Here is a 15,704-nt window from a genome sequence, read left to right on the forward strand (position 1 = left end):
TGTTCTGCCCCACAGGCAACAAGCCATGGGTAGGCTCTTGGCTAAAGGATTGGAAATACCACGAAGGCGGAGCGCTCATGGCAACCTTGTTGCTTACCAACATTGGACAGCTGACTACGGTTGACGCGAAGGGCCGCGTGTTGGAAGACGCGGCGGTGCTGATCGAGGACGGACTGGTTGCATGGATCGGCAAAATGGCGCATGCACCTGCTGCAGGACACGAGATCGATTTGGGCGGCCGTGCGGTGCTGCCCGGTTGGGTTGATTCCCACAGCCACTTGATTTTCGGCGGCGACCGCGCCGAGGAGTTCGTAGCCCGCATGGCAGGCCAGTCCTATGCCGCTGGAGGCATCGCGGTCACCACATCGGCCACCGGGCAGCTCTCGGACAAGGCGCTGGCCGACCTCGTGGCTGATCGCCGCCGTGAAGCTCTTGCGATGGGCACCACCTGGATGGAAACCAAGACCGGCTACGGACTGGCACTGGAAGAAGAGACCCGGCATTCGGTGCTGGGCAAGCCGCTGGTCGATTCCCTGACTTTCCTGGGCGCTCACCTGGTACCGGCAGGATGGGATGCCGATGACTACACCGATTTGGTCACCGGACCGATGCTGGATGCCGTGGCGGCCTACGTCGACTTCGTGGATGTCTTCTGCGAACGCGGCGCATTCACCGAAGAACAGTCGCGCCGGGTCCTGGACGCCGCAAGGAACAAGGGACTGGCAACCAAGGTCCACGGAAACCAGCTGGGTCCAGGGCCGGGCGTGAAGCTGGCCGTAGAGTTCGGCAGCCACTCGGTAGACCACGTGAATTACCTGGACGAACAGGACCTTCAGGCGCTCGCCGGAAGCTGGGCTGGCTGGGACACGGCAACAAGAACAGGGACTGCGGGCACCGTCGCCACCTGCTTGCCCGCCTGCGACCTGTCGACACGGCAACCGTTGGCACCGGGCCGTGCACTGCTCGATGCAGGCGTGCGAATCGCACTGGCAAGCAACTGCAATCCGGGTACCAGCTACACGAGCAACATGAACTTCTGCGTGGCTACTGCTGTGCTCCAAATGGACCTGACCCTGGCTGAAGCCATCGAGGCGGCAACCTACGGCGGGGCGCTCGCGCTGGGGGTTGCCGACCAAGTGGGATCCATTGAGATCGGCAAGCGCGCGGATCTGCATGTTCTTGACGCTCCAGTTGCTGCGCATCTGGCGTACCGTCCCGGGATGAACCTGACCCACAGCGTGTATCGGGCCGGCAAAGCGATCTAGATCTTTGCAGGAGCCCATTTAAAATCTGTCTGGATCGCGCGCGCCCAGGGAAGGGGATAGGGACGGCAGGAATCCGGCCGCAAGGATTCTTCGGCCCCGAGCCGTGCTGCGGATTGAAGCAGTCCAAGCCGTAAGCAAAACTAGGACGCTGCATTCTGTCCGACTGCTCGATGGAAGCGATGAGAAGCCTTCAATGCCTGCCCCTGCTGGCCACGCAGGTCAGCTACTCCCAATTCCCGACGATTGTTGGCGGCTTCTGGCGAGATCGAGGCAAGCCTCCGTGCCTTCCCGGACCGGTAGCTTCCTAGCGCTGGGGAATTAGCGTCTTGTGCCCGGAGCCATGGGCAATTCTCCCCGCTTGGCTCAGCACAGTTCTGCTTCGGGATGCCCACTGTCCCAATGTCACTGAGAATAAAAGAGGCTTGCCGGCGGCTCGTGGAAACCGATGAAACGGCAGCTTCCCTTGCGAAGTCAGTTGGCTACGAAACAGCGGTCGCATTTAGGCAGCGATTCCAGGCCTTGAAAAGCTTGCCGACTGTTGAATACCTGGCGGCGTTTCGCAAATAGCCACGAGGCTAGGGGGCAGAATGAATATTCCATCTGGGCTCTGGAATCCTGAACGCTGACCGGTGCGTGCGTACACGCTCACCGACCATTGGGAGCCAGAACGGTAGGGAGCCAAATGGCAATCGGCGAATCGCTGCACGAGCTGCAGCGAGGTTCCTTCGCGGAGTTCGTCCTGGTCTTCCGGTCCGCCGTTGGCATGGCGGGTGGTTCCGACAACGAGTACGCCCGTGACGCTGAGCACCTGATCGGCTAAGTTGAATATGCCTCGCAGTTCATCGCGAGAAATGAAAGCAGGCACATTACCGGTCAACAATATGGCGTCGTACGTCCTTGGCAGGTCATGCTCGTCCAATGAGCCCAGGGCCAGCTGGTTCGCCAATAGCTGCCGGAACCAGCTCCCGTCGAATAGCTCTGCAGCTACATCCAGCACTTGGGGTGTGGGATCTATGCCGTAGCCACGGTGTCCCAAGCGGCGCAAGGCGTTGACGGTGTTGCCTACCCCGCAACCGATATCGAGAATTCGTGAATTGCGGCGGCAGAGCATGTCGGTGAAACGGGCGACTACTTCCAAATCAGTGCCGTCAAGGGTCTGAGCACGCATCTTCGCTGCGTATGAATCGTAGTCGGGGCCCATGTCCACAGTTTTGCATAGGAACGAGAGGTGAGCGACTTGTTTGCGCTAGTAGGCAGAAAATATAGCTCCGGATTAGGCATTCATGATAAACAAGACCTATGGCTAATACTGCTTTCAAGGGAACCCCTGTACAGACTATTGGTGATCTGCCGGCCGTTGGCTCGCAGGCTCCAGCTTTCACTCTCACCGACACCGGCCTTGCAGATGTCACCAGCGAATCGCTCGCTGGCCGTCGCGTTGTCCTGAACATCTTCCCGTCGGTTGATACCGGCGTTTGCGCTGCCAGCGTGCGTCGCTTCAACGAATTGGCTGCCGGCCTGGAGAACACGACCGTGGTGTGCGTTTCTGCTGACTTGCCATTCGCACTGGGACGCTTCTGCGGTGCCGAAGACATCGAGAACGTTACCGCTGCTTCGGTCTTTCGTTCCGACTTCGGTTCGGACTATGGCGTGACCCAGGTTGACGGTCCACTGGCTGGCTTGCTGGCCCGTTCGGTTGTTGTCCTGGATGAAGACGGCCAGGTTGTTTACAACCAGATCGTCCCGGAGATCACCACCGAGCCGGACTACGATGCAGCCATCTCAGCACTGAACTAAATATTCCTCGCATCGGAGACGATACGCCGAAATGCCCACCTGAGCATCGTGCTCGGGTGGGCATTTTGCTTTTTCAACGCGTTTGAACAAAATAATGTTTCGCTAAATCCTGATAGACGAAGACATCGGGAGGGATCATCATCAAGTGCTAAGTCGCGTTTGAGGCAATTGATACCGTAAGTTCGTGTCCTTGCAACTCTCTTGCGACGAAAGTGAGCGAACTTGAGTAGCCGTTTAGAGAAATCTCTTCGCGGGCGTTTGCGCCTTCATGGGTGCAGGGAACGCTGATTTCTCCTTTGTCCCGTTTCTCATCGCTTTGCCATGCGATGCTGGACGACATGTCTTCGCCCGAGCATTCGAGCGCAACCTCATAATCGCCGCCGCGGAGCGGTATGGCAAGAGAGATCTTTTGGTCCTTCCTATCAATTTCTGTGCTGATGGCAGCCAGATCATGGTCTTGCAGCAGCATCATCGAATCTGTACCTGGTGGAGGGGGACTGCTGGAATCGCTGACGGAGCAACCTGTGAACGCCATTGAAGTTCCAACGAGGGCAATGAGAGCGAATGCGTTTTTCAGGGTCATATTTTTCCTCGCTTAGGAAGCTACAGTTCGATATCGGATTCTGGTTGGTGAGAATGCTGTCGCGACGGGATGAATGGTTAGCGAGGAGCTCACCTCCTTACCGTCTGCGCAGCGGTGAGGATGCGCGGACCAATCTTGCGCATGAGCTTGCCCATTTTCGGGTTGTCGGTGCGCGAGAGCGTATCCGATAGCCGTTCAAGACTCATCAGGCCCAACCAGATTTTGGCCCGGTATGCTTCCTCTGCGCTGGGAGCAATCAAATCCGCCATTTCCAATCCATGCCACAGGCTCAGGTAAGCGGTGTTCAAAGCCGGGTCCCACGCAGCGGCCAGATCCCAATCCAAGATGCCAACCAGTTTCTCGCCGATCCAGTGCATGTTGTGGCCGGCCAAGTCGCCATGGACTAAGCCCGCAGGAACCTGCGCCAGGATATCGAGCTGGGCCCAGAGCTCGGTAGCAGGCCCTCGCAGTTCCTCGGGCAGCGCATCGAAGCATTGCTGCTGCCTGGCCTGGGTCCATTCGCCACGGAATGAAAACGGTTTGGCCAGATGCTCGCTGATCGGCTCCAGCGGCAGCTCGGCCAAATCCTTGACCAGCTGTCCCAGCACCTTCGGATCCCCGTAATGCGGTTCATGGGCGCTGCCGGGGATGAAAGACATGGCCACGGAGCTGAGTCCGTCGACGTGCAGGATCTCGGAGACCGCCACCGGAATCTGGTAGTTGAGCTGGCCCTCCAGCAAAGAAAGCAGCTTGACGGAACGGGGCATCTGCTCCGTGGCCGCTGGCGTGCGCGCCATGCGAATCACCGCTTGCGGATTGCCAATGACCACCTTGTGGAATTGTCCGCCTTCGTTCACCGCCGCATCTTCCCAGGAAAGATCGGGGCAGAGCTGACGGGCAATCTGCAGTTCTCCAATGGTGGCAGGACGGCTCACTCGCACTCTTCTCGTTCAGCTTGCTGGTGGTCTCAACCTCAGGCTATCGCAGGTTTGCCACGTGGCTGCTCAGTGCGCGCACAGCCAGATCAGCCTATGATCGGAAACGTGAACGCTGAACAAGTTAAGCAGACAGCAACCCGCAAGACCCTCAAATTCGAGATCGTCTTGGTTCTTGCCCTGTCGTTGGGACAAAGCGCGGTCTACTCGCTGCTGAGCTTTGCCGACAAGGTCACCCGAGCACCACTGCGCGAGCAGACTACATCGCTGAACAACCCGCTGAGCACCCGCGAGTTCTTTGATTTCTCCTACCAGCTGCTGGACATCTTCTTTGCCTTGGTACCCGTCGTGCTGGCGCTCTACCTGATGAAGCGCACGACCGGACGAACCATCCGGGACATCGGTTTCGATATGCGCAAGCCGGGCAAGGACGCACTGCTCGGGGCGGGGATGTTCTTGGCCATGGGAGTGGGAACGCTGGGCGTCTATGCCGCTGGACGGGCACTGGGCGTCACCACGGCACTGTCAGCAGCGAATCTTGGCGATTATTGGTGGAGCGTCCCAGTGCTTCTGCTGTCGGCTGCACGTCATGCAATCCTCGAAGAAGTGCTGATGCTCGGATTCCTGTTCACCTACGCCAAGAAATTGAAGCTGGGCCTGTGGAGCACCATTATTGGTTCTGCGATGATCCGAGGCAGCTACCACCTGTACCAGGGGGTGGGGCCGATGATCGGCAATATGCTCATGGGCGTCGTCTTCGGCTGGGTATACCAGAAGTACGGGCGGGTGATGCCGCTGGTCATCGCGCATTTCCTGCTCGATGCCATCGGCTTCGTGGGATACGCCTTGGTCGGGCCGGCCATCGGAATCGGCCAGTAGCGCCGGTAAGCTGAGCCAATGCAGATTACCGTGCTGCGCGAGGAGGACCTTCGCCAAGCAGTTGAATTGTGGGAAGCAACTGGGCTGACTCGTCCGTGGAATGATGCGCTCGCCGACGCCCGACGGGCTTTGGCCGAGCCTACTTCCACGGTGCTGTCCATCGTTGAGAACGATCAACTCATGGCTACTGCGATGGTTGGCCATGATGGCCACCGAGGTTGGCTCTACTATGTTGCGGTGGATCCGTGCCGGCAGGGCAACGGCCTGGGAAGGGCGCTGGTGGATGCTGCTGTCCTGTGGCTGCGGGATCGCGGCGTGCCCAAGGTGCAGCTCATGGTCCGCGGGGAGAACTCTGCCGTCATCGATTTCTATGAACGACTGGGCTTCGAAGATCAGCACGTCGTGGTCCTGGGGAAGCGGCTGGACCGGCCTTAAGGAAAAGAAAGTAGGTGGGGACGCCATTGTCCCCGCCTACTTGCGATCTCTGCGGAACTGTTTACAGCACCACGGTTCCGGACTCGGTCTCAAAGGTAACCGACATGATGCCCGGAGTGCCATTCGGCGCTTCATATTGCATGGTGACAGCGCCCAAATTGACGTTCTGCGGCTGGCCCAGCCAATCCAGCACCCGTTCACGCGAGCCGGCGATGGAGATCTGGCTGATGGCGCCGGCAGGTTCCAGCGCCTTGGACGGATGCAGCTCCTCGGATCCTTCATCCCAGGAAATCAGGTACGGGCACTGCGGATCGGCGATCAGGCCCTTGATGCCAATCTGCTGCCAGGTCAGTTCGCGGCCATCAGGGAACTTCCGGTTGCCCGGCACCGACTTGCGGCCCAAGCGGTCCTCGGCACTGGATAGATCCTCCACCGAGACGCACCAGCCCATCCAGCCGCCGCCGAGCTCCGAACGGGCGCGAACCGCCTGTCCGAAGGGTGCCTTGTCGCTGGCCGGGTGGTTCAGGACTTCAACCACCTCCAGGTACTGGCCATGCTTGAGCGGGAAGATGACATTGCGTGTTCCGAATCGTGGATGCACGCCGCCCTTGACGAATTCCAGTCCAAGGGACTCGGAGATTCTTTCAGCGGTTGGCAACAGCCCGTCCGGGCCGCATGCATAACTTACGTGATCTAGCCTCATCATGTGCCCATCATGACAACATGTGATGCGAGTCTCTACTTAGGCACACCTAAGTTCCGTGATGCTATCGAATACTCTGCGATGAACCTGCAATATTCGCGAAATATGACCGATTGAGTCCAATCACCAGCCCTTGCGTTGCAAAGATCTTCGGTTTTCGGGCAAACTGGTACCAGGTCATGAGTCCCAGTAACAAGCCCCGGCTTACTGGGCGGCAACCCTCCAACCGCGGTGGGGTGCCCCGGGTGAAGACCTGGCCCTTGAACGCACAAGGCATCAAGGACAAGCGCGGGTTACCCCTGGAAGTCGTCACGATATGGTGCTTCCTGTCGGTGTCTTTTCAGTGGCGTACCCCCATAGTCATGAAACGCTATTTGGAGGAAACCATGAGCAATAACTGGTCATTTGAAACCCGTCAGATCCACTCCGGCCAGACCCCGGATCCGACGACCGGGGCACGGGCTCTCCCGATTTTCCAAACCACCTCTTTCGTCTTCCCCAGCGCCCAGAGCGCTGCTGCACGTTTCGCGCTGCAGGAACTGGAGCCGATCTACACCCGTATCGGCAACCCGACCACCGACGCGGTGGAAACCCGCATCGCTGACCTGGAGGGCGGCGTTGGAGCACTGCTGCTCTCCTCGGGACAGGCTGCCACCACTTTCGCCATCTTGAATTTGGCCGAAGCCGGCGACCACCTGGTGGCCAGCCCCAGCCTGTACGGCGGAACCCAGAACCTGCTCAAGCACACGCTCAAGCGCCTGGGCATCGAGGTCACCTTCGTTTCCGACCCGGACAACCTGGATGATTGGCGCGCCGCGGTGCGTCCGAACACCAAGGCCTTCTTCGGGGAAACCATCTCCAATCCGCGACAGGACGTCCTGGACATCGAGGGCATCTCGGCGATCGCCCACGAAGCTGGCGTGCCGCTGCTGGTGGACAACACCCTGGCCACCCCGTACTTGATCCGCCCGATCGAGTGGGGCGCGGATATCGTGATCCATTCAGCCACCAAGTTCCTCGGCGGACACGGCAGTGCCATTGCCGGTGTCATCGTGGACTCGGGCAACTTCGACTTCGCCAAGGACGCCGACCGCTTCCCGGGCTTCAACACCCCGGACGAGTCCTACAACGGCCTGGTCTTCGCCCGCGACCTGGGTGTCAACGGCATCCTGGGCGCCAATCTGGCCTACATCCTCAAGGCCCGCGTGCAGTTGCTGCGCGATTTGGGTTCCTCGGTTGCGCCGTTCAACGCGTTCTTGATCGCGCAGGGCCTGGAAACCTTGTCGCTGCGCATTGAGCGCCACGGCCAGAATGCCGTAGAAGTTGCCAATTGGCTCGAATCCCGCGAGGAAGTGCAGAAGGTCGCCTACGCAGGCCTGAAGTCCTCGCCTTGGCATGAGCGTGCGCAGAAGTACAGCGATCAGGGCGCCGGCTCGATCATCGCGTTCGAACTGGAGGGCGGTTCGGAAGCCGGCCAGGCCTTCGTGGACGCACTGGTATTGCACTCCAATGTCGCGAACATCGGCGACGTGCGCTCATTGGTCATCCACCCGGCCTCCACCACCCATGCCCAGCTCTCCGAAGCTGAGCAGGTTGCGGCCGGCGTGAGCCCGGGACTGGTGCGGCTGAGCGTCGGACTGGAGAAGATCAAGGATATTCTGGCCGATCTGGAACTGGGCTTCCAAGCTGTTGCAGCCCTCGAGAACAAGGAACTGCAGGAAACCCTCTAGGCATGGCATCCATTGTGACTACTGAAGATACTCTGCGCGCCGAAGAGCTCGCTGGCGGGCAAGACGGCATTTTGCGCCGTAAGTCCGTGGGGGAGCACCACTTCGAATTCGGTGGATTCCTTCCGGACGTGGTGCTGGCCTATGAAACGTGGGGGACGCTAGCAGCTGATGGCTCCAACGCGGTGCTCGTGATGCATGCGCTCACCGGTGACGCCCACGTTGCGCAAGGCGATTCGCAAAGCGCCGGCTGGTGGGAAGAGCTCGTAGGCCCCGGCGCCACGGTTGACACCAATGAGTACTTTGTCGTGTCCATCAACATGGTGGGTGGTTGCAATGGTTCCACCGGCCCCTCGTCCTTGGGCGACCAGGGCCTGCCCTACGGTTCGAGCTTTCCCTTCGTCACCATCAAGGACTCGGTGCGCCTTGAAGCTCGGCTGGCCAAGCAACTGGGAATTGATTCCTGGCATGCGGTCATTGGCGGTTCGATGGGCGGTGCGCGCGCGTTGGAATACGCCGTCGAGTTCCCCGACCAGGTCAAGAATCTCGTAGTGATGGCCTCGAGCGCGCAGGCGACTGCCGAGCAAATTGCCTTTGCACAGGTGCAAACCCAATCCATCCGGTTGGATCCGCACTTCTGCAATGGCGACTACTACGGCAACGATGCCCGCCCGGACGCCGGTCTTGGCTTGGCTCGCCGCCTGGCCCACATCACCTATCGTTCCGAGGCCGAGCTTGAAACCCGTTTCTCGCGCAACCCGCAGGATGGCGAGAAGCCAACGGGTCTGCTCGAGGGGCCTCGCGGGCGGTACCAGGTGGAAAGCTATCTTGACCATCAGGCCAGCAAGCTGGTGAATCGTTTCGACGCCAACAGCTACCTGGTGCTCACCGAGGCGCTGATGAGCCATGATGTGGCTCGCGGCCATGAATCCCTGGAAGCCGCCTTGGCGCGACTGGCGAAGGTCAACGTGGTGGTTGCCGCGGTAACCACTGACCGGTTGTACTTTCCTGAGCAGTCAGTGAAGCTGGCTTCGTCGCTGGCCAAGCCAAAACCGGTGCACTACATTGATTCGCCGATTGGCCACGATGGATTCCTGACCGATGCCACGCAGCTCGATGGCGTGCTTCGGACCTTGGTGTTCGGAGACTGAACCCCGGAAGGGGCTCGGGAAGATTTCAAAGCCTGAAGCAGTTCCGCCAGTAATCGGTGGAACTGCTTCAGGCTTTTCATGCCTACTTGGCGCTGTCGCCGGCGCCGAGCGAGTCGTTTGGCTTGGTCCGCGCAAACGGCGTGGCCGAGGGCCGTTTCGGGGTGATGCCGTCGCCGGAGGACTGGTGGCGCAGGCGGCGCAATACCCAGGGAGCAAGATGCTCACGCGCCCACTGCAGATCCTCCTTGCGGGCTTCCCTCCAGCTGCGTTCATCCACGGCCGGAACGATTTCGGTGTCCAGCGGATGCGCGACGTTCAGCGAGTCCAGTGCCATGGCGGCAATGCGCTGGTGCCCGGCGGGGGAGAAGTGCAGGCGATCCGGTGCCCACATCTGGGATTGGTGCAACTCCTGCAAGGCCCACATGTCCGCCACGATGGCGTCGTGGCGGGCGGCTACGGTGCGCACGTTTTCGTTGTAGATCGCCACCTTGCCTCGGATGCTTCCCAAAACCGGGGTATCGCGAATATCGGGCCCGGTGAAGAGCAAGAGCGTGGCGCCCGTATCGGTGAGCTTGGCTACCGCATTGTCGAGGATATCTGCAATCTTGTCTGGATCCCCGCCCGGGCGCAGGACGTCGTTGCCGCCTGCGCAGAGCGAGATCAGATCGGGCTTCAGGTCAATGCAGGGATCGAGCTGTTCGGCAACGATCTGGCCAATCAGCCGGCCTCGAATGGCGAGATTGGCATACGAGAAGTCCGGGACGGTGCGGCTGAGCTCATGGGCCAAGCGGTCGGCCCAGCCAAGGTGGCGGCCGGTGCTCGACGGGTCGGGGTCGCCGATGCCCTCGGTGAACGAGTCCCCAATGGCGACATAGCGGCGCCACGGATGCAGTGGGGCATTGGCGGATGTTGATGGTTCAGAAGCAGAATCGTTTGGCACGAATCTATTGTTACCAAAGGGTAACTTATAGTCAATCATTCCCGAGGATGATTCCATGAGCCGCCGTGCTAGTCACTCAAAGCGTCCCGGCGCGCCTGCAAGTACTCGTCGCGGGTAATGATTCCTCGCGAGTGCAGGGAATCGAGTTCGGCAAGCTTGTCCTCAAGGGATTTTTCCGGCGTCAGCATAGCTGAATTAGCGGCTCTTGCCATCAGTTCGGTTTCCAGGGTCAGCGGATCAAAACCGGCGCTCTTGGCTTTGCGGTAATTGCGCACCGCTACGAAGATGATCAATCCGATAACGGCGATAAAGAGCATGGCGAACAGGGGAGTGCCGACTGAAAATACGGTGTCCACGTTATCGAATAGGGACGAAGCGCTTCCCGGGTCCGGTTCGATGTACCCGAAACTATCGAGATCCTCTTGCAGCTGCCCCGGAATATTTTCGCTGTATTCAATTTCGTCCATGGCGCCTATTCCTAACTCTGTCACTGTCGCTGTCGCCGTCTCGTCCGGCGAGAGCGGCGTTCCGGAGGACCGTGAGGCCGTTGGTCCAGTTGAACACGAAAAGCTTGGAAAGCTAAGCAATTTTTACAAGATTTATAATCTTGTAACATGTCAACTGGATTTCCAGGCCTTGGAAGACCAAGGTTCCAGGACAGTGCCGGCCAACGCCTTCAGCAGATTCGACGGCGATTATGGGGAAGTTCTGCTGTACCCGGGCGCTGCCATCGCCGGTGGACGGGGACTTGATGGAATCGGGCCGCGGAAGCGCTGAGCTAGCGAGGTCCTGTTCGATAGTCTTGGGGAACTATGACTATCCCGGACCAGGCTCCAGTGGCCATCATCTCCCGTAACGACGAATCCCGCCTTGGAACTCCGCTGCTGGTGTTCCTGCACGGCTATGGCTCGAATGAACAAGACCTCATGGGGCTCTCGCAGCATCTGCCCGAAGAGTTCACTTACCTCTCGGTGCGCGCACCGCTGCAAGCAGGCCCGGGGTACAGCTGGTTCCCGCTGACCCAGGAAATCGACTACTCCATCGAGTCGGTGGCACGCAGCGTCGAAGCGCTATGGGCATTGCTGGAACCGCTGGTAAAGCAGCACTCCTCGATCACCCTGCTCGGTTTCTCCCAGGGCATGGCCATGGCCACTTCATTGGCACGCTACCAGCCCGATTCCATTGAAGCCGTCGTCGGGCTCTCGGGCTTCGCCGTGGATCCCGGGCCCCTGGAAATATTCGACGACGCGAAGCTGGCAGAAAAGCCGCTGCCGCTGTTCTGGGGCCGCGACCTGGCTGACCCGGTAATCACCCGGGACAAGATCGAATACACCCTGGGATGGGTCCTGGGGCACACCGAATTGGCCAGCGAAACCTACCGGCAGATTGGCCACTCGGTGTGCATGGAAGAACTGCAGGATGTGGCCGAGTTCCTCAACAGGGTCGTCCTGGGGAAAAGCTGACTACTGCTGCGCGGTGACCTTCACGCATTCACCATTCACGCACACCACGTCGCCGGGGCGGATCTGCGCCCCGCGACGGGTGTCCACCTCTCCATTGACGGTGACGATTCCGTCGGAAATCATTTCCTTGGCGTGGATGCCATCCTCGGCCAGGGAGGCAAGCTTGAGCAACTGGCCCAAGCGGATGGACTCGTCGCGGATTTCTAGGTCAAAAGCTTCATTGGCACTCATGGCTTCCATTCTTCCCTAAATAAGTGCGCTGCATCGTAAGAATCGGCCAAAGGCGTGGAAGTTCACGTCGGCGTTACCTGATTCGGCTTCGTCTGCAGGCCGCGGAAACGATACCCTTGGAAGGTATGTATTTTTCTACGGACCGCAACCAGCGGCCTCGTAATTCCCATTGGAGTTGATATGGCGCCACAGTCCAAGCTAGACCAGGTTATTTCCCTCGCAAAGCGTCGAGGATTCGTTTTCCAGGCTGGTGAAATCTACGGTGGTTCCCGTTCGGCATGGGATTACGGTCCCCTGGGCACCGAACTGAAGGAAAACATCAAGCGCGAGTGGTGGCAGAACTTCGTTCGCGGCCGCGAGGACATGGTTGGCCTGGACTCGTCGATCATCTTGCCCAAGGCTGTCTGGGAAGCATCGGGCCACGTGGCCACCTTCACCGACCCGCTGGTCGAATGCATCCAGTGCCACAAGCGCCACCGCCAGGACCACCTGATCGAGGCTTTCGAGGCCAAGAAGGGCCGTGCGGCCAAGGACGGGATGAGCGAGATCGCCTGCCCTGACTGCGGCACCAAGGGCCAGTTCACCGAGCCGCAGATGTTCTCCGGCCTGATGAAGACCTTCCTGGGCCCAGTGGATACCGAAGCCGGCCTGGCCTACATGCGTCCGGAGACCGCCCAGGGCATCTTCGTGAACTTCGCCAACGTGCTCACCGCCTCGCGCAAGAAGCCGCCATTCGGCATCGGCCAGATCGGCAAGGCTTTCCGCAACGAAATCACCCCGGGCAACTTCATCTTCCGCACCCGCGAGTTCGAGCAGATGGAAATCGAGTTCTTCACCGCTCCAGAAGATGCCCCCGCCTTCTTCGACCAGTGGGTCAAGGATTGCTGGGCATGGTTCCTGGATCTGGGCATCAAGGAAGAGAACCTGCGCCAGTTCGACGTGCCAGAAGACGAGCGCGCGCACTACTCGGCCGGCACCATCGACTTCGAGTACCGCTTCGGCTTCCAGGGTTCGGAGTGGGGCGAGCTCATGGGCGTTGCCAACCGCACCGACTACGACCTGTCCAGCCATGCGAAGGCTTCGGGCTCCGAGCTGTCCTACTTCAACCAGGCCACCGGTGAGCGCTACACCCCCTACGTGATCGAGCCTTCCTTCGGCCTGACCCGTTCCATGATGGCTTTCCTGGTCGATGCCTACACCGAGGACGAAGCACCGAACACCAAGGGCGGCGTAGACAAGCGCACCGTGCTCAAGCTCGATCCGCGCCTGGCTCCGGTCAAGGCCGCGGTGCTGCCGCTGAGCCGCAATGAGAACCTTTCCCCGAAGGCCAAGGACCTGGCTGCCGAGCTGCGCAAGCGCTGGAACATCGACTTCGATGACGCCGGTGCCATTGGCCGCCGCTACCGCCGCCAGGATGAGATCGGCACCCCGTTCTGCATCACCGTGGACTTCGACACCCTCGAGGACCAGGCCGTGACCATCCGCGAACGCGACACCATGTCCCAGGAACGTGTTTCCCTGGACCAGGTCACCGCTTACCTTTCCGAGCGCCTGAACGGAGCCTAGAGCCCGATGAACGAACTGGAATTCCGCCTGTGGCGCTCCGGGGACGACCTCCAGCTGCTGCAGATCTTCGGCGACCCGCGTTCCCCGCAGGCCCACCAGGACCGCACCATGCTGCGCGAAAACAGCGATGCACCGTTCTCCCGCACGCTGGTAGCCACCGTTGACCAGGTGGCTATCGGCGCCGGCGTGGTGTTCGCTTCCTCGCTGCATCCGCAGCGCCTGTGGCTCTATGTCGAGGTAGCCGCCGAGCAGCGCCGGTCCGGCGTGGGCACCGCCCTGGTGGAACAGCTGCGCAAGCAGATTCCGGCCGGCCAGGCGCAGGAGCTCAAGGCCCGCTACACGGTGACCGCGGGCGATCCTGCTGCCGCGGCGGCTGGCTTCTGCCAGTCGCTGGGCCTGGGAGAAATCCAGGTCTCGCGCGATGTCATCCTGGAGCCGGGGGCTCTGGCTGAACCGGTTTTCGACACCAATGACCGGGTGATCGAGGACCTGTCCACCGGCAGTGTCGAGCTGACCCAGCTGGTGATGGATTTCTACAACGCGGTGCACACCGGTTGGGATCCAGCCAAGATGACCGTGGGTTCGGCGCAGCGCATGCTGCTCGACGAGCACACCGGCGCGCAGGGCGCCCTGGTGCTGCGCGACAAGCCGAAGCGCGAGGGCGGTGTTCCGCTGGCTTTCGCGGTCAGCTACGTGCCCGCCCGCGAGAACGCCCCGACCGACGTGCTGGTAGGCCACAACCCGGCCTTCAGCGATGACGAAGTGGCAGAAGCGGTGCGCGACATGGTCGCCATGCTGATCCACCAGTACCCGGTGAAGCTGGAAGTCGACTCGTCGATGTTCATCCTCTCCTCGCTGATTGATGCGTTGGCCGTGGTTGACCAGGCCACCGTCATATCCACGACGCATATCCTCGCCAGCGACGCGGCGAAGTAATGCCAGCAAGAACGGGACCCGCCTGGCGGGTCCCGTTTTTGCCATTCTGCACCAACCTCCACTTCTTGAAAGAACTCCGTTGACCACCAGCACCACCATGACCTCGCAGGTCCGCTCCGGCGGAAAGATCCTGTTCATCCTGCTTGCCATCGCTTCGGGCCTGCTGCTGTGCGTGCAGTCTCGCATCAACGGGGCGCTGGGCGCGAAGCTGGGGGACGCCATCGCGGCATCAACCATCAGCTTCGGTGTCGGCTTGGCGGCATTGGTACTGCTGGCCATCTTTGTTCCCGCGGTGCGCGGCTCGGTGGCGCAAGTGCCGCGCGCCTTGGCCCAGGGCCGTTTCCCGCGCTGGTACCTGGTGGCCGGCGCGGTAGGTGCCCTGATTGTCTTCAGCCAGGCCGCCGCGGTGCCGCTCATTGGGGTGGCGCTGTTCACCGTCTGCCTGGTGACCGGCCAGGCAATCGGTTCCATGTTCATGGACCGGGTGGGCTTTGGCGGGGCCGCGCCGCGCAAGATCAATGCCTTGCGCATCCTCGGCGTGGTGCTGACCATTATCGGCGTGGTTTGGGCGGTCAGTCCGCGCGGAGCCGACGCGGACCTTTCCGCGTTGCTCCTGCCAATGGCGCTTTCGGCAGCCGTCGGCATGCTCATGGGCTTCCAGGCAGCTGCCAACGGCGCGCAAGCGGCGGCTTATGGCGGCGCCACGGCGGCGACCCTGGTGAACTTTGCCGTCGGGTTCGTGGTCCTGGCGATGGTGATGCTGGTGCGGTTGCCTGCCGGCATCGGCCTGGACCCGCTGCCAGGCACCTGGTGGTACTACATCGGCGGACTGCTCGGTTGCCTGTTCGTCGGCATCACCGCCCTGGTGGTCAAGCGGCTCGGAGTGCTGGTCACCAGCCTCGCGGCCGTTGGCGGCCAGCTGGTGGGCTCGCTGCTCCTGGACGTTTTCTTCCCGGCCCCCGGTTCGTCCGTCACCGCCGCAACTGTCATGGGTACCTTGCTGACACTGCTCGCCGTTGGCCTGGCCTCGATCTCAGGAGCGCGGAACGCGAAGCGCGCCAGCCCCAGGATCCCGGTGGCATCACGCAATTAG

The 15,704-nt window shown here is 60.8% G+C and carries 17 protein-coding genes and 1 riboswitch; of the genes, 10 read left to right on the plus strand and 7 right to left on the minus strand.

Translation table 11 applies throughout. The features are described 5' to 3' along the window. The first annotated feature begins 77 nt into the window (after positions 1-77). Entirely contained in the window at positions 78-1,265 is a 1,188-nt protein-coding gene (gene hutI / locus ACIOJF_RS11695) for an imidazolonepropionase (RefSeq protein ID WP_402696411.1), read from the plus strand. Positions 1,266-1,764: 499 nt separating this feature from the next. Here the strand turns inward: hutI and ACIOJF_RS11700 are convergent, their stop codons facing one another. Further along, positions 1,765-2,466: a class I SAM-dependent methyltransferase gene (locus tag ACIOJF_RS11700; RefSeq protein ID WP_402696409.1), complete on the minus strand. Its 702-nt coding sequence runs from the start codon at positions 2,464-2,466 to the stop codon at positions 1,765-1,767. A 98-nt stretch (positions 2,467-2,564) separates the two neighbouring features. Between ACIOJF_RS11700 and tpx the strand changes: the two genes are divergently transcribed. After that, complete coding sequence (gene tpx, locus ACIOJF_RS11705; RefSeq protein ID WP_105657183.1) at positions 2,565-3,062, plus strand: thiol peroxidase; 498 nt, start codon at positions 2,565-2,567, stop codon at positions 3,060-3,062. A gap of 148 nt (positions 3,063-3,210) precedes the next feature. Here the strand turns inward: tpx and ACIOJF_RS11710 are convergent, their stop codons facing one another. Both ACIOJF_RS11710 and ACIOJF_RS11715 read right to left on the minus strand, forming a co-directional pair. Continuing rightward, positions 3,211-3,645 (minus strand): hypothetical protein, encoded by a 435-nt coding sequence (locus ACIOJF_RS11710; protein WP_332498750.1) that lies wholly within the window; start codon positions 3,643-3,645, stop codon positions 3,211-3,213. 89 nt (positions 3,646-3,734) lie between these two features. Then, positions 3,735-4,580 (minus strand): phosphotransferase family protein, encoded by an 846-nt coding sequence (locus tag ACIOJF_RS11715; RefSeq protein WP_402696407.1) that lies wholly within the window; start codon positions 4,578-4,580, stop codon positions 3,735-3,737. A gap of 96 nt (positions 4,581-4,676) precedes the next feature. Here ACIOJF_RS11715 and ACIOJF_RS11720 point away from each other — a divergent pair, with 96 nt between their 5' ends. Together ACIOJF_RS11720 and ACIOJF_RS11725 are read left to right on the plus strand one after the other, a co-directional pair. Beyond that, positions 4,677-5,459: a CPBP family intramembrane glutamic endopeptidase gene (locus ACIOJF_RS11720; protein WP_402696405.1), complete on the plus strand. Its 783-nt coding sequence runs from the start codon at positions 4,677-4,679 to the stop codon at positions 5,457-5,459. Between the two features lie 18 nt (positions 5,460-5,477). Further along, positions 5,478-5,894, plus strand: coding sequence for a GNAT family acetyltransferase (locus ACIOJF_RS11725; protein WP_332502608.1), 417 nt, complete (start codon positions 5,478-5,480; stop codon positions 5,892-5,894). A gap of 61 nt (positions 5,895-5,955) precedes the next feature. Here the strand turns inward: ACIOJF_RS11725 and ACIOJF_RS11730 are convergent, their stop codons facing one another. Next, the gene (locus tag ACIOJF_RS11730; RefSeq protein WP_105657196.1) at positions 5,956-6,600 is read right to left on the minus strand and encodes a VOC family protein; all 645 of its coding nucleotides are present in this window, start codon (positions 6,598-6,600) and stop codon (positions 5,956-5,958) included. Between the two features lie 172 nt (positions 6,601-6,772). Beyond that, positions 6,773-6,892: riboswitch (SAM riboswitch) on the plus strand. A 91-nt stretch (positions 6,893-6,983) separates the two neighbouring features. Here ACIOJF_RS11730 and ACIOJF_RS11735 point away from each other — a divergent pair. Both ACIOJF_RS11735 and ACIOJF_RS11740 read left to right on the plus strand, forming a co-directional pair. Continuing rightward, the gene (locus ACIOJF_RS11735) at positions 6,984-8,327 is read left to right on the plus strand and encodes a bifunctional o-acetylhomoserine/o-acetylserine sulfhydrylase (RefSeq protein ID WP_402741673.1); all 1,344 of its coding nucleotides are present in this window, start codon (positions 6,984-6,986) and stop codon (positions 8,325-8,327) included. Between the two features lie 2 nt (positions 8,328-8,329). Next, positions 8,330-9,475 carry a homoserine O-acetyltransferase gene (locus ACIOJF_RS11740; protein WP_332489386.1) on the plus strand — a complete coding sequence of 382 codons (1,146 nt, stop codon included), beginning with the start codon at positions 8,330-8,332 and terminating at the stop codon, positions 9,473-9,475. 82 nt (positions 9,476-9,557) lie between these two features. Here ACIOJF_RS11740 and ACIOJF_RS11745 read toward each other — a convergent pair whose 3' ends face one another. Continuing rightward, complete coding sequence (locus tag ACIOJF_RS11745) at positions 9,558-10,415, minus strand: SGNH/GDSL hydrolase family protein (RefSeq protein ID WP_402735535.1); 858 nt, start codon at positions 10,413-10,415, stop codon at positions 9,558-9,560. Between the two features lie 68 nt (positions 10,416-10,483). After that, complete coding sequence (locus ACIOJF_RS11750) at positions 10,484-10,882, minus strand: SHOCT domain-containing protein (protein WP_402735536.1); 399 nt, start codon at positions 10,880-10,882, stop codon at positions 10,484-10,486. Positions 10,883-11,227: 345 nt separating this feature from the next. Here ACIOJF_RS11750 and ACIOJF_RS11755 point away from each other — a divergent pair, with 345 nt between their 5' ends. Next, positions 11,228-11,878, plus strand: coding sequence for an alpha/beta hydrolase (locus tag ACIOJF_RS11755; protein WP_402735537.1), 651 nt, complete (start codon positions 11,228-11,230; stop codon positions 11,876-11,878). Here the strand turns inward: ACIOJF_RS11755 and ACIOJF_RS11760 are convergent, their stop codons facing one another. Next, the gene (locus ACIOJF_RS11760) at positions 11,879-12,109 is read right to left on the minus strand and encodes an RNA-binding S4 domain-containing protein (RefSeq protein ID WP_181148825.1); all 231 of its coding nucleotides are present in this window, start codon (positions 12,107-12,109) and stop codon (positions 11,879-11,881) included. Positions 12,110-12,289: 180 nt separating this feature from the next. On the opposite strand from ACIOJF_RS11760, the gene ACIOJF_RS11765 reads away from it, so the two are divergent. The 3 genes from ACIOJF_RS11765 (at position 12,290) to ACIOJF_RS11775 (ending at position 15,704) form a co-directional block, all read left to right on the plus strand. Further along, positions 12,290-13,675, plus strand: coding sequence for a glycine--tRNA ligase (locus tag ACIOJF_RS11765; RefSeq protein WP_105657203.1), 1,386 nt, complete (start codon positions 12,290-12,292; stop codon positions 13,673-13,675). A 6-nt stretch (positions 13,676-13,681) separates the two neighbouring features. Beyond that, a complete protein-coding gene (locus ACIOJF_RS11770; protein ID WP_105657204.1) occupies positions 13,682-14,611 on the plus strand; it encodes a GNAT family N-acetyltransferase in 930 nt (309 codons plus the stop codon). 79 nt (positions 14,612-14,690) lie between these two features. After that, the gene (locus ACIOJF_RS11775) at positions 14,691-15,704 is read left to right on the plus strand and encodes a DMT family transporter (RefSeq protein WP_402735538.1); all 1,014 of its coding nucleotides are present in this window, start codon (positions 14,691-14,693) and stop codon (positions 15,702-15,704) included.

It is taken from the genome of Glutamicibacter sp. NPDC087831, assembly GCF_044742845.1.
Classification (GTDB): Bacteria; Actinomycetota; Actinomycetes; order Actinomycetales; family Micrococcaceae; genus Glutamicibacter.

Bases quoted from the DNA above. Each gene is read 5' to 3' on its own strand.
- ACIOJF_RS11760 (WP_181148825.1), bottom strand. From the start codon at position 12,109: ATGAGTGCCAATGAAGCTTTTGACCTAGAAATCCGCGACGAGTCCATC.
- ACIOJF_RS11765 (WP_105657203.1), top strand. From the start codon at position 12,290: ATGGCGCCACAGTCCAAGCTAGACCAGGTTATTTCCCTCGCAAAGCGT.
- ACIOJF_RS11730 (WP_105657196.1), bottom strand. From the start codon at position 6,600: ATGATGAGGCTAGATCACGTAAGTTATGCATGCGGCCCGGACGGGCTG.
- ACIOJF_RS11750 (WP_402735536.1), bottom strand. From the start codon at position 10,882: ATGGACGAAATTGAATACAGCGAAAATATTCCGGGGCAGCTGCAAGAG.
- hutI (WP_402696411.1), top strand. From the start codon at position 78: ATGGCAACCTTGTTGCTTACCAACATTGGACAGCTGACTACGGTTGAC.
- tpx (WP_105657183.1), top strand. From the start codon at position 2,565: ATGGCTAATACTGCTTTCAAGGGAACCCCTGTACAGACTATTGGTGAT.
- ACIOJF_RS11740 (WP_332489386.1), top strand. From the start codon at position 8,330: ATGGCATCCATTGTGACTACTGAAGATACTCTGCGCGCCGAAGAGCTC.
- ACIOJF_RS11710 (WP_332498750.1), bottom strand. From the start codon at position 3,645: ATGACCCTGAAAAACGCATTCGCTCTCATTGCCCTCGTTGGAACTTCA.
- ACIOJF_RS11735 (WP_402741673.1), top strand. From the start codon at position 6,984: ATGAGCAATAACTGGTCATTTGAAACCCGTCAGATCCACTCCGGCCAG.
- ACIOJF_RS11725 (WP_332502608.1), top strand. From the start codon at position 5,478: ATGCAGATTACCGTGCTGCGCGAGGAGGACCTTCGCCAAGCAGTTGAA.
- ACIOJF_RS11700 (WP_402696409.1), bottom strand. From the start codon at position 2,466: ATGGGCCCCGACTACGATTCATACGCAGCGAAGATGCGTGCTCAGACC.
- ACIOJF_RS11755 (WP_402735537.1), top strand. From the start codon at position 11,228: ATGACTATCCCGGACCAGGCTCCAGTGGCCATCATCTCCCGTAACGAC.
- ACIOJF_RS11770 (WP_105657204.1), top strand. From the start codon at position 13,682: ATGAACGAACTGGAATTCCGCCTGTGGCGCTCCGGGGACGACCTCCAG.
- ACIOJF_RS11720 (WP_402696405.1), top strand. From the start codon at position 4,677: ATGATCGGAAACGTGAACGCTGAACAAGTTAAGCAGACAGCAACCCGC.